A 12,212-nucleotide genomic window follows, 5' to 3' on the forward strand; every position below is an offset into this window, starting at 1 on the left:
CTCGATGATGATCATGGTTCCTGCGACTGCGTACGCCTGTGCCTGCGTGCCTCTGTGTCTGCGGTACCCCCTGCGCAATTCGTCCCCCGAGGGGCGATCCTGCCGCACTCCTCATCCGCGCGACGCCCGTGCGACGCGAACACGACAGCCACTCGATGTGCGGGACCAGTGGACTTCCCCCGTACACCACCAGTCAGGGGAGTGACAGATGACGTACTCATCGCACCAGCAGGAGATGCGCGACGCCGCACGCCACCTCGGCCGCCGCCGCTTCCTCACCGTCACCGGTGCCGCTGCCGCGCTCGCCTTCTCGGTCAATCTGCCGACCGCCGGCGCCGCGAGCGCCGCCGAGCTGGACGTCAGGAAGATCAGCGAGGACCCGTTCACCCTCGGCGTCGCCTCCGGCGACCCGCTGCCGGACTCGGTCCTGCTGTGGACGAGACTCGCACCCCGCCCGTACGAGCCGGACAGCGGACTGCCGAACGCCCGCGTCCACGTGCGCTGGGAGCTTGCCCGCGACGAGCACTTCACCCGGATCGTCCGGCGCGGCACCACCATCGCCCACCCGGAGTTCGACCACAGCGTCCATGTCGAGATCAAGGGCCTCGACGCCGACCGCGTCCTCTACTACCGCTTCCGCGCCGGGAAGTGGATCAGCCAGGTCGGCCGGACCCGCACCGCTCCCGCCCGGCACGCCCGCAACAGCGAGCTGACCCTCGCCGCCGTCTCCTGCCAGGCCTACCACGACGGCTACTTCACCGCGTACAGCCACCTCGCGCAGGAGGACGTCGACGTCGTCTTCCACCTCGGCGACTACCTCTACGAGTACGCCGTGACCGCGACCGGCGGAGCCCGCAACTACACCGACCGCACGCTCCCCGCGCACTTCAACCGGGAGACGGTCACCCTGGAGGACTACCGGCTGCGGTACGGGCTCTACAAGTCCGACCCGGATCTGCGCGCCGCGCATGCCGCGCACCCCTTCGTCGTCACCTGGGACGACCACGAGACCGAGAACAACTACGCGGGCGGCACCCCGGAGAACGACGTCCCGCCGGAGGAGTTCCTGCTGCGCCGCGCCGCCGCGTACCGCGCGTACTGGGAGAACCAGCCACTGCGCACCCCGCAGCGGCCGACCGGCCCCGACATGAAGCTCTACCGGCGCCTGCAGTTCGGCCGGCTCGCCCAGTTCGACATCCTCGACACCCGCCAGTACCGCAGCGACCAGGCGTACGGGGACGGCTGGCAGAAGCCGGGACCGGAGTCCGAGGACCCGGCGCGCACCCTGACCGGTGCCACCCAGGAGCGTTGGCTGCTCGACGGCTGGCACGCCTCGCGGGCCACCTGGAACGTCGTACCGCAGCAGGTCACCTTCGCCCAGCGGCGCGATGTGCCGACCGATGCCTTCAAGCTGTCGATGGACGCGTGGGACGGCTACCCGGCCTCCCGGGACCGGATCCTGAAGGGCGCGGAGGCCGCCGGGATCGACAACCTGATGGTGCTGACCGGCGATGTGCACGTCGGCTACGGCTTCGACCTGAAGAAGGACTTCGACGACCCGTCGTCCCGCACGCTGGGCACGGAGATCGTCGCCACGTCCATCACCAGCGGCAAGGACGGCTCCGACAAGCCGGCCAGCTGGAACAACCAGATGCAGGCCAACCCGCACATGAAGTTCTTCAACGGACGGCGCGGGTACGCGGTCATCACGCTGGGCCAGGAGCAGGCGCGCGCCGACTACCGCACGGTGTCGGCCGTCACCACGCCCGGTGCGCCCGTCACGACGGCCGGATCGTTCGTCACTGAGGTGGGCAACCAGGGCCTCACGCCTGCGTGAAGCCCTGGCCCCGTCCCGGTCAGCCGATCTCGTCCGCGGGGTAGCGGACGCCGATGCGGTCCCGTACCGCATCGAGCGTCCGCATCACCGCCAGCGAACCGTCCAGCGGCACCAGCGGCGACTCCGTCTCGCCCGCCAGCAGCGCCCGCACCACCTCGGCCTGCTCGAACTGCATGCCGCTGAGTCCCTCGCCCGCGGCCTCCGCGGTGAACTCCTGCGGGTCGTGTCCCGGCCGGTGCAGCACGAACCGCTCCGGATAGAAGAAACCGCGCGGGAAGTCGATCCGCCCCCGGGTGCCCGTGATCGAGGCGGTCTGCGGGGTGTCCGCGACCAGCGAGCAGCTGAGTAGCGCCGTGGCGCCCGACTCCCAGCCCAGCAGCATGCCGGTGTTCAGGTCGACGCCCTCCGGGGAGAGCAGCGCGTCGGCCTGGATCCGGTCCGGCTCACCCAGCAGCAGCTGCGCGAACGACACCGGGTACACCCCCAGGTCCAGCAGCGCACCGCCGCCCAGCGCCGGGTCCCGCAGCCGGTGGTCGGGGCCGAACGGGCCCGCGAGCCCGAAGTCGGCCTGCACGGTGCGGATGTCGCCGATGGCGCCGTCGGCGATGAGCGCGGTCAGCTGCCTGATGAGCGGGTTGCAGTACGTCCACATCGCCTCCATCAGGAAGAGGCCACGGTCCCGGGCGAGCGCCACGAGCTCCTCCGCCTCCCGGGCATTGAGCGTGAACGCCTTCTCGCACAGCACGTGCTTCCCGGCCTCCAGACAGAGCGCGGTGGCCTCCCGGTGCGCGGAGTGCGGCGTGGCCACGTACACCACGTCGACCTCGTCGTCCGCGGCGAGCTCGGCCCAGCTGCCGTACGCCCTGGGTATCCCGAACCGCTCGGCGAACGCCTTGGCCGACGTGTCCGTGCGCGAGGCCACGGCCACCACTTCCGCGCCGGGCACCGCCTGAAGATCAGCGGTGAAGGTCGCGGCGATGCCACCTGTAGCCAGCACGCCCCAACGCACGGTCCTGCTCATGCCTGCTCCCAAAAAGGTCTCGACCACTCCGGCTGAGCTGAGAGCATAGAGGCGAATTCAACTATTTGGAGATGAGAATGCCGGAGAGCGGCGTGAGCCGAGCCCAGCACACCCACATACCGACCGACAGGACCGGCACCCGGACCGCGACCGCTCCGACCGCCACCGCCACCGCCGCGACGCGGCGCACCGGACTCCTCGTCACCCTTGTCCTGGGCGGTCTCACCGCACTTCCGCCCCTCTCCATGGACATGTACCTCCCGGCGCTCCCCGCGGTCACCGACGCCCTGCACGCCCCCGCCGCCACCGTCCAGCTCACCCTGACCGCCTGCCTCGGCGGCATGGCGCTCGGCCAGGTCGTCGTCGGACCGATGAGCGACCGCTGGGGCCGGCGCCGGCCGCTCCTGCTCGGCATGGTCGTCTACGTACTCGCCACCGCGCTCTGCGTCTTCGCGTCCACCACGGAGCTCCTCATCGGCTTCCGTCTCCTGCAGGGGCTGGCCGGCGCGGCCGGCATCGTCATCGCCCGGGCCGTGGTCCGTGACATGTACGACGGCGTGGACATGGCCCGGTTCTTCTCCACCCTGATGCTGATCTCCGGCGTCGCACCGGTCGTCGCGCCGCTGATCGGCGGACAGGTGCTGCGGTTCACCGACTGGCGGGGCATCTTCGCCGTCCTCACCGTCGTCGGCGTGCTGCTCACCCTGGTCGTCTGGAAGTGGCTGCACGAGACGCTGCCGCCGGAGGAACGGCACACCGGCGGCGTCGGCGACGCGCTGCGCACCATGCGCGGACTCCTCGGCGACCGCACGTTCACCGGCTACATGATCGCGGGCAGCCTCGCTTTCGCGGCCCTCTTCGCGTACGTGAGCGCCTCGCCGTTCGTCGTCCAGGAGATCTACGGTGCCTCGCCGCAGACCTTCAGTCTGCTTTTCGGCATCAACTCGATCGGTCTGATCACCGTCGGCCAGATCAACGGCAAGGTGCTGGTGGGCCGGATCAGCCTGGACAAGGCGCTCGGCTTCGGGCTCGGGGTCATCGTGCTGGCCGCTACCGCGCTGCTGCTGATGACGGCCGGGGTCTTCGGCGATGTCGGTCTGGTGCCGGTCGCCGCCGGGCTCTTCGTACTGATGTCGGCGATGGGGCTCGCGATGCCGAACACCAACGCCCTGGCCCTGATGCGCACCAAGCACGCCGCGGGTTCCGCCTCGGCGCTGCTCGGTACGTCGGCATTCCTGATCGGGGCCGTCGCCTCACCGCTCGTCGGTATCGCGGGGGACGCGACGGCCGTACCCATGGCGGTCGTCCAGCTGGTGTGCGCGGTCGGCGCCATGGCGTGCTTCCTGGGCCTGTGCCGGCCCTGGCAGCGCGATGGCACAAGGATCTGAGCAAAGGCCTTTGAGCCACTCGCCCCCGGGGGGGCGAGTGGTCACGATCCGCCGGGGGGGGCGAGTGATCACGATTCGCCGGACCTCCTCCAGCGGTCGGCGCGCGGGTAGCCGAGCAGATGCAGCCGGTCCAGCTCGTCCGTCCAGCGGAACACACCGACTCCCGCCGCGGCCTCCGTCGCCGGCAGCCGCACATTCGCGGGCAGCGCTTCCGGCACCCCGCTGGTGACCTCGACCTGGACCGGCCGGCCGCGGCCGGCCAGCACGTCCGTCGCATTGCGTCCGGGCGTCGCGCCGTACGCGACGCCCTCGTCCGTCACGGAGACCAGGGTCAGCGGCTTCGAGCCGTCCGTCGCCTCCAGACAGAACCCCTTCTTCGTCTCCAGGTCGAAGGCGAGGTTCCCGGCCACCAGGTATGTCCCCGAGGGCGACATGACGGCCTGCGGGTACTGGCCCGGCTTGATCGCGACCTTGTGGCACTCCACCGTGGCCACCGGCTTCCCCGTCTCCGCGTCGTGCACCGCCCACAGGTCATGGGTCGTCGCCCGCTTCCGGCCCTTGGCGAGCTGCCACTTCGCCAGCACCCAGCCGGGGGCCACCGACGTGGGGATCCCGCTGGACCGGTCGGTGCCCTTCGGGGCGACGTTCCGGCTGAACCAGCCGCCCTGCACCCAGAACTCCCGCGCCCCGCTGACCAGCAGCCCCTTCGTGGTCAGTCCGAACACCTCGGTGAGCTGCTTGCAGGACGGGCAGCCCTTCGGGTACTCCAGCGCCGTGGGGGCGATCTTCGTGATCCGGCCGCTCGCCGGGTCGACCAGCACGCTGTTGGTGCGGCCGTCGCTGATCAGGATGCCGGGTCCGCTGGTGTCGACGGTCGGCGCGGAGTTCCACGGCACCTCGATGCGCTGCCGGGAGCCGTCCGTCGCGTTGTACACATCGAGGGAGACGATCGTGTCGGCCGGGGTCAGCGCGTTCACACCGACCTTTCCGTACGCCCAGGTGACGAAGTACTCCACGTCGTCCTTGGTGACCAGGAGCAGCTTCGGGAAGTGCTTCGAGGCCGGCGGCCGCCAGTTCTCGCCCTTCCAGCCGGCCTTCCCGGTCTCCGAGTCGATGGTCTCCAGCCGGTACTGGCTGTCGGAGATCCGCAGCAGATAGGCGAGGCGCCCCGTCGTCCGGGAGATCGCGTAGTCGGGCGAGGTGTTGACGAGCTCCCAGCCGCGTCGGGTCGTGTACGCGGGGGGAACGGTGAGCTGCGTCGCCGGGCCCGTACCCGTCCGATCCGGCTTCTTCGGCCCGCCGCCGCCCTTGCCCCCCTCGCCCTTGGTCCTGTTCCCCCCGGCACCGCAGGTGGCCAGCAGAAGCAGCAGGGCAAGCACCAGCACCCCGGCGACCAGAGTCAGGCGCACGATCTTCTGTCGCATGGTCCCCTCGATGAGCATTCCCGACCTCACGTGAGCATTCCTGACCTCGCGCCGATCAGCGTAGCAACTGGCCCCGGTGCCCAGGCAGTTCAGCTCGGCGGCCGTGTGCGCGGACCGGCTGCGGGCGACGGTGCGCCGCACAGGACGGGCACCGGCCGGGAAGCAGCCGGAGACCAGCCGGTCGCATCCGCCTACAATTTGTCGGTGAACGTCACCCTCTCCACCGCGGAAGCCCTGCGCGCGGCGCTGGCCGGACTCCTCGACGGACTGCCGCCCAAGCAGGCCGCACAGGCGGTCGACCGGCTCATCGCCAATTACCGGGGGACCACCCCGACCGACGCCCCGGTGCTCCGCGACCGCTCGGACGTCGCCGCGTATGCCGCGTACCGGATGCCCGCGACCTTCGAGGCGGTACGGTCCGCCCTCGCCGCGCTGCGCGAGGCCGCCCCGGAGTGGTCACCCGTCACCCACACGGACATCGGCGGCGGCACCGGCGCGGCGAGCTGGGCCGTCGCCGGGGCCTGGGAGGGGCACCGGACGGTCGTCCTCGACTGGGCCGAGCCCGCCCTCGTCCTCGGCCGGGAACTGGCCGAGGCCTCCGGCATCGAGGCCCTGCGCACCGCCGACTGGCGGCGGGCCCGGATCGGCACGGGCCTCGAGCTCGACCCCACGGACCTGGTGACCGTCAGCTACGTACTGGGCGAGCTGACGGCGGCCGCCCGCACCGCCCTCGTCGACACGGCCGCAGCCGCCGCGCAGGCTGTCGTGATCGTCGAGCCCGGTACCCCGGACGGGTACGCCCGCATCATCGAGGCCCGCGACCGGCTGATCGGCGTCGGGCTGACGGTCGCCGCGCCGTGCCCGCACAGTGAGGCGTGCCCCATCGAGCCCGGAACCGACTGGTGCCACTTCTCGGCCCGGGTCAGCCGCTCCTCGCTGCACCGGCAGGTGAAGGGCGGATCACTGCCGTACGAGGACGAGAAGTTCAGCTATGTCGTGGCGACCCGCTTCGCCACCGAGCCGGTACTCGCCCGGGTCACCCGCAAGCCGCAGATCCGCAAGGGGCAGGTGCTGCTGGACCTGTGCACCCGCGACGAAGCGCTGAAGCGCTCCACGGTCACCAAGCGGCACGGCGAGCTGTACCGGGCCGCCCGGGACATCGCGTGGGGCGACGCCTGGCCGCCCCCCGGACAGGAGGACCAGGGGATGTCTCCGGCGGATCATCTCCGGCCCTGATCCGCCGGACACTCCTCAGCCGCGCAGCTCCTGGGTGCAGCACTTCACGCTGCCGCCGCCCTTGAGCAGCTCGCTCAGGTCCATCGGGACCGGTTCGAAGCCGCGTGCACGCAGCGGGTCGAAGAGGCCCGCGGCGCCCTGCGGCACCAGCACATGGAGTCCGTCGCTGACCGCATTCAGCCCGAGCGCCGCGGCATCGGTCTCCTCGGCGATCAACGCGTCGGGGAAGAGCCGCCTCAGCACGAAGCGGCTGCCCGGCGAGAAGGCGCCCGGGTAGTACATGATCTCGTCGCCCGCCTCGTCGAGCACACACAGCGCCGTGTCCAGGTGGTAGTAGCGCGGGTCCACCAGATCGAGCCCGATCACCGGCCGCCCGAAGAACTCCTGCGCCTCGTCGTGCGAGAGCGGACTGGACCGGAAGCCGCGGCCGGCCAGCAGGTACGACGAGGTGACCGCGAAATCGCCCTCGCCCTCGTTGACGTGGACCGGCTCATGGATCTCGGTGAAGCCGTGCTCCCGGAACCAGTCCCGGTGCGCCTCGGCCTCGGCATGCCGTTCCTGGTACGCGAACCGGGCGCCCAGTACCCGGCCGTCGACGACGGTGGCGCCATTGGCGGCGAAGACCATGTCGGGCAGGTCGGGACGCGGGGTGAGCAGCTCGACGGTGTGGCCGAGCGCCTGGTAGCGGTCGCGCAGATCCTCCCACTGGGCCTGGGCCAGCTGCAGATCGACCGGCTTGCTCGGGTCCATCCACGGGTTGATGGAGTACGTGACCTTGAAGTGGGCCGGGGGGCACATCAGGTAGCGGCGCGGTGTCGCTTCACGAAGCGATGAGGGTGTGGCTTCACGAGGCAATGGGGGCTCCTCACGGACAGCAGGGGTGGCCTGCGGACAGTCGGGGCTCGCACGGGTCTGTGCGTGAGCCCATGGTGCGCCGTGCGGGGCGACCGCGCAGTGAACCGATCGGGTGGTTGTACGGACGGCTCGGTAACGACTACGGAGCGGCGCCGAGGTGCTACGTCACGTCTCGCTCGGCTGCCGGACACCTCTTGAGCCACACCTGCCAATTCAGGCCAATTATTGGCATAGTGCCCAGCTCGGCGCGCCGGTCCTCGCACCCCGCTTGAGAACTCTGGCCACCCGAGGCGCAGGATGGTGGGACCATAGGCAGGGGCAACGCTGAGGTAAGGGGATTAATGGGCGCCGATTTCGGCCGTTCTCGCGGCACAGAGAGCAAGTTTTCCCAATGGTTTCGCCGACGACCCAAACCGCAGCAGAGCGACGTCGACGACACCGCCCGGGAGGCGCTGCTCCTGGCTGTCGCCGAAGCCGGAATGCCCATCGCGCCCGCCGCCCACCCGGTCGGCTACCGATGTTCGTGCGAACGCATCGGCTGTCCCACCCCCGCCCGGCACCCCATCTCGTTCGCCTGGCAGACGCAGTCCACCACCGACCGCGCCCAGATCGAGCGCTGGGCCCGCAGTCAGACGCAGGCCAATTTCATCACCGCGACCGGCATGATCCATGACGTCCTCGACGTGCCGTTGACCGCGGGCAAACAGGCTCTGGAGCGGCTTCTCGCCGCGGACATCGACGTCGGCCCGGTGGCCGTCTCCGGCGACGACCGGATGCTCTTCTTCACCGCCACCCGCGGCACCCCCGAGGACGAGGACGAGTGGTGGCCCTGCGAGCTGGACTGCCATCCCGAGACCATGGACGAGCATCCCGGGCTGCGCTGGCACTGCCGCGGGAGCTATGTCCTCCTGCCGCCCGCCATGCTCCCCGGTGAGCTGGACGTGCACTGGATCCGCGGCCCGGAGAACCCTCTGCCGGACCCGCTGACGCTGTTGGAGACGCTCACCGACGCCTGCGCGCAGTACGCCGACTCGGCGGACCAGAGCGATCTCGACCACGACTCGGTGGCCTGGCCGCTCAGCCGCTGAAATTCCCGGCAGCAGAAGAACGGGCGAACCCGTAGCGCGGGGCCTCACGAGCCCTGCGCCACGAGCAGCGCGAGCCCTGTGCCACGGGCGGCAGGGGACGCCGGCTCCCGGCAGCACGGGACGCCACCCACGTGGCGCGGGACGGCGCCTACGTGCCCTTCGCCGCGGTGAGTCCGGGCAGCCGGTTCAGCATGATCACCTTGGCGTCGTCCGAGGCGCCTTTCTTCGGGACGTACACCAGCTGGCTGGAGACCCGCTCCTTGGTGAGGGTGGTCTTCACCTCGCCGGTCAGCAGCGCCTGCACATCCGCGTTGACCGGTGGGCGCAGCCCCTTCGCCGCGGTCTGCTGCTCGAAGTGCTTGCTGCTGAAGAAGACCAGCGCGCCGCCGTCCTCCGTCTCCAGGCCGAGCGGAGCGAACGTACCGCTCTCCAGCGGCTGGTCGATGAACTGGAAGGAGAAGCCGGCCCGCCGGCTGTTCCTGCGCTCGTTCCGCCAGGCCGAGGTGGCGACCCCGGGGGCGAACACGTCCGGCGTGCCCTTCTGCAGGTACTGCGTGTACTGCGTGCTCAAGTCCTTCGGCGCCACGGCCAGTTCCGCGTTCTCCGCGGTGACCGGCCGGGCCCGTCCGTCGCCGTCCTTCGTGAACGCAGGGAGCTCGGACGGTGCCACGACCGCGAGATACGACGCCTTCCAGACCGCGTCAGGACCGGTCCGGACGAAGGCGATCAGCCAGCTGGTGTCCTGCTTCCCGCTGTCCTGGTCGCGGTTGGAGTCGGTGTCCGCGAGGAACCAGCGCGGCCAGCCGGCCTTCTTCGGGATGAGATACGTGGCGTCGGTCAGCTCCAGCGGCTGATGGTTCGCGTTGCCGTTGGGGTTGTTCTTCTGCCGAGCCCGCAGACCGGCCTGGTTGATCGCACCGAGCGGACCGGTGACCCGGTCCGCGTCCAGCGCCGGATCGTAGGCCTTGTCCGCTGCGTTGTACGCGGTGGTGAAGTCCGAAAGGGCCTTCGCGGCCTCAGACTTGGTCGCCGACGGTACGACTTCCAGCTCGCCGTGCACCGTCACGCACCCGCTCGCCGTCATGCTCAGCACCGTCGCTGTCGCGAGCCCCGTCGCCAGCCGAATCGGCCTCAGGCTTCTCATCCGTTGCTTTCTGCGCCTTCTGATCCGTCGCCCCCACTGACCGTCCGAACCCTACCGGGGCGAGGAACAGCGCGAGAGTGGGGATCAGATACAGCGCCCACACCGTGACCTGAAGAACGGTCGGATCGGGCTGGAAGTTGAAGGTGCCCTTCAGCAGCGTGCCGTACCAGCTGTCCGGCGGGATCGTGGCGCTGATGTCGAACGCCCGGTTCTGCAGACCGCCGAGGAACTCGGCCTCCTGCAGGTCGTGGACGCCGTACGCGAGCACACCCGCCGCGACGACCACCAGCATGCCGCCCGTCCAGGTGAAGAACTTCGCCAGGTTGATCCTCAGCGCACCGCGGTAGAACAGCCAGCCCAGCACCACGGCCGTGGCGATCCCGAGCAGCGCACCGATCATCGGATGCCAGCCGTCGTCCGCGGCATGCACCGCACGCCAGACGAACAGTGAGGTCTCGAGCCCCTCCCGGCCGACGGCGAGGAGTGCGGTGGCGACCAGCGCGCCGGTGCCCATCGCGAGCGCGGCGTCGAGCTTGCCGTGCAGCTCCGCCTTCAGATGCCGCGCGGTGCGCCGCATCCAGAACACCATCCAGGTGACCAGGCCGACCGAGATGATCGACAGCGAACCGCCGAGCGCCTCCTGCGCCTTGAACGTCATCTCCTGCGAGCCGAATTCGAGACCCGCGCCGAACGCCAGGCTGACGACGACCGCGATGCTGACCCCGACCCAGATCGGCAGCAGCTTGCTCCGATTGCCGGTCTTCACCAGGTAGGCGATGAGGATGCAGACGACCAGACTGGCCTCAAGGCCCTCGCGCAGGCCGATCAGGAAGTTGCTGAACACGTTTCGGTTCTCCTTTTTCCGCTTCGAGTCCCGTTACGAGAACAGCGCCCGGCCCCACCAGTCGTCCTTGGAGCGGACGCCCGGCGGGACGGCGAAGTGCGCCGAACCCACGTGCTGGATGTACTCGTTGAGTGCGTCGTGTGCCGCGAGGCGGCGCTGCAGCGGAATGAACGCCTTCCGGACATCGCGCTGGTAGGCCAGGAAGAACAGCCCGGCGTCGAGCCGGCCCAGGCCGTCCGTGCCGTCCGTGAAGGAGTAGCCGCGGCGCAGGATCGTCGCACCGTCGTTACTGTCCGGGTGGGCGAGCCGCACATGGGCGGTCGGCAGCATCGCCTTCAGGAACGGCGCGTCGCGCTCCTTCGCCTTGCCGACCGGGGCGCCTTCGCCCTTGTCGCGGCCGAAGATGTCCTCCTGCTCCTGGAGCCCGGTCCGGTCCCAGGTCTCGATGTGCATGCGGATACGCCGGGCCACCAGGTACGAACCCCCGGTCATCCAGCCGGCCTTGTCCTTCTCGCCGACCCACACATGCTTGTCGAGGGCCGCGGTGTCGGTGCCGGAGATGTTCCGGGTGCCGTCCTTGAAGCCCATCATGTTGCGCGGGGTCTGGGCGTCGGGCGTCGTCGACGACGTCTTGCCGAAGCCCAGCTGTGACCAGCGGATCGCGGTGCGGCCCATGCCGATCCTGGCGAGGTTGCGGATGGCGTGCACCGCGACCTGCGGGTCGTCCGCGCACGCCTGGACGCACAGGTCGCCGCCGCTGCGGGCCGCATCGAGATTGTCGCCGGGGAACTTCGGCAGATCGACGAGCGCCTCCGGGCGCCGGTCCTCGAGGCCGAACCGCCCCTTGGCGAACAGCGAGGGACCGAAGCCGATGGTGACGGTCAGCCGGGACGGCTTGAGACCCAGCGCCTCGCCCGTGTCGTCCGGCGGTGCTTCGGCGAGACCGCCGTACGCCCCGTCGCCGACCGCATGACCGGCCGTCATCCGCTCGGCCGCCCGCGTCCACTCCTTGAGCAGCGCGATCAGCTCGCCCCGGTCCTTCGTCGTCACATCGAACGCGGCGAAGTGCAGCCTGTCCTGGACGGCGGTGGCGATACCGGCCTGGTGCACACCGTGGAACGGCACCGCGGCGCCGCTGTCCGCGGCCGGCACGGCGTCGTTCTCCGTACGCACCGCGGCGACCGCACCACCGGCCGCGACCGCGCCGAGCGCCAGCCCGGCACCGCCCCAGCCGAGCAGCGCACGGCGCGACGGGGCGCGGCCGCCGGTACCGGCCGACCCCTCGGTGGCGTCCGCCTCGCGGGCGCCTGCGCCGGCGACGTCCGCCCCGGCGGTGTTCTGGCTTTCCTCGGACATGACCAGTGCCTCCCCGCCC

The 12,212-nt window shown here is 70.5% G+C and carries 10 protein-coding genes; 4 read left to right on the top strand and 6 right to left on the bottom strand.

What is annotated here, in order from left to right:
* The first annotated feature begins 208 nt into the window (after positions 1-208).
* Positions 209-1,837 (top strand): alkaline phosphatase D family protein, encoded by a 1,629-nt coding sequence (locus tag ABZV38_RS25700; RefSeq protein WP_356330632.1) that lies wholly within the window; start codon positions 209-211, stop codon positions 1,835-1,837.
* 19 nt (positions 1,838-1,856) lie between these two features.
* Here ABZV38_RS25700 and ABZV38_RS25705 read toward each other — a convergent pair whose 3' ends face one another.
* Complete coding sequence (locus tag ABZV38_RS25705) at positions 1,857-2,858, bottom strand: Gfo/Idh/MocA family oxidoreductase (RefSeq protein WP_356330634.1); 1,002 nt, start codon at positions 2,856-2,858, stop codon at positions 1,857-1,859.
* A gap of 77 nt (positions 2,859-2,935) precedes the next feature.
* On the opposite strand from ABZV38_RS25705, the gene ABZV38_RS25710 reads away from it, so the two are divergent.
* Positions 2,936-4,246 (top strand): multidrug effflux MFS transporter, encoded by a 1,311-nt coding sequence (locus ABZV38_RS25710; protein ID WP_356330671.1) that lies wholly within the window; start codon positions 2,936-2,938, stop codon positions 4,244-4,246.
* A 68-nt stretch (positions 4,247-4,314) separates the two neighbouring features.
* On the opposite strand, the gene ABZV38_RS25715 is transcribed toward ABZV38_RS25710, so the two are convergent.
* A complete protein-coding gene (locus tag ABZV38_RS25715; RefSeq protein ID WP_356330636.1) occupies positions 4,315-5,670 on the bottom strand; it encodes a hypothetical protein in 1,356 nt (451 codons plus the stop codon).
* A 204-nt stretch (positions 5,671-5,874) separates the two neighbouring features.
* On the opposite strand from ABZV38_RS25715, the gene ABZV38_RS25720 reads away from it, so the two are divergent.
* Positions 5,875-6,906 carry a small ribosomal subunit Rsm22 family protein gene (locus ABZV38_RS25720; protein ID WP_356330638.1) on the top strand — a complete coding sequence of 344 codons (1,032 nt, stop codon included), beginning with the start codon at positions 5,875-5,877 and terminating at the stop codon, positions 6,904-6,906.
* Between the two features lie 15 nt (positions 6,907-6,921).
* On the opposite strand, the gene ddaH is transcribed toward ABZV38_RS25720, so the two are convergent.
* Positions 6,922-7,704: a dimethylargininase gene (gene ddaH, locus ABZV38_RS25725; RefSeq protein ID WP_356330673.1), complete on the bottom strand. Its 783-nt coding sequence runs from the start codon at positions 7,702-7,704 to the stop codon at positions 6,922-6,924.
* Positions 7,705-8,102: 398 nt separating this feature from the next.
* Between ddaH and ABZV38_RS25730 the strand changes: the two genes are divergently transcribed.
* A complete protein-coding gene (locus tag ABZV38_RS25730) occupies positions 8,103-8,849 on the top strand; it encodes a bifunctional DNA primase/polymerase (RefSeq protein WP_356330639.1) in 747 nt (248 codons plus the stop codon).
* 148 nt (positions 8,850-8,997) lie between these two features.
* Here ABZV38_RS25730 and ABZV38_RS25735 read toward each other — a convergent pair whose 3' ends face one another.
* The 3 genes from ABZV38_RS25735 to efeB are packed head-to-tail and all read right to left on the bottom strand — an operon-like array spanning position 8,998 to position 12,193.
* Positions 8,998-9,933, bottom strand: a complete 936-nt coding sequence (locus tag ABZV38_RS25735) for a hypothetical protein (protein WP_356330641.1) — start codon at positions 9,931-9,933, stop codon at positions 8,998-9,000.
* Positions 9,866-10,837: an iron uptake transporter permease EfeU gene (gene efeU / locus ABZV38_RS25740; protein WP_356330643.1), complete on the bottom strand. Its 972-nt coding sequence runs from the start codon at positions 10,835-10,837 to the stop codon at positions 9,866-9,868. Before efeU ends, ABZV38_RS25735 begins: the two co-directional genes overlap by 68 nt.
* Positions 10,838-10,870: 33 nt before the next feature.
* Positions 10,871-12,193, bottom strand: coding sequence for an iron uptake transporter deferrochelatase/peroxidase subunit (gene efeB, locus ABZV38_RS25745; RefSeq protein WP_356330645.1), 1,323 nt, complete (start codon positions 12,191-12,193; stop codon positions 10,871-10,873).
* Between the last annotated feature and the right edge of the window lie 19 nt (positions 12,194-12,212).

The organism is Streptomyces sp. NPDC005181 (assembly GCF_040608395.1).
Taxonomy (GTDB): domain Bacteria; phylum Actinomycetota; class Actinomycetes; order Streptomycetales; family Streptomycetaceae; genus Streptomyces.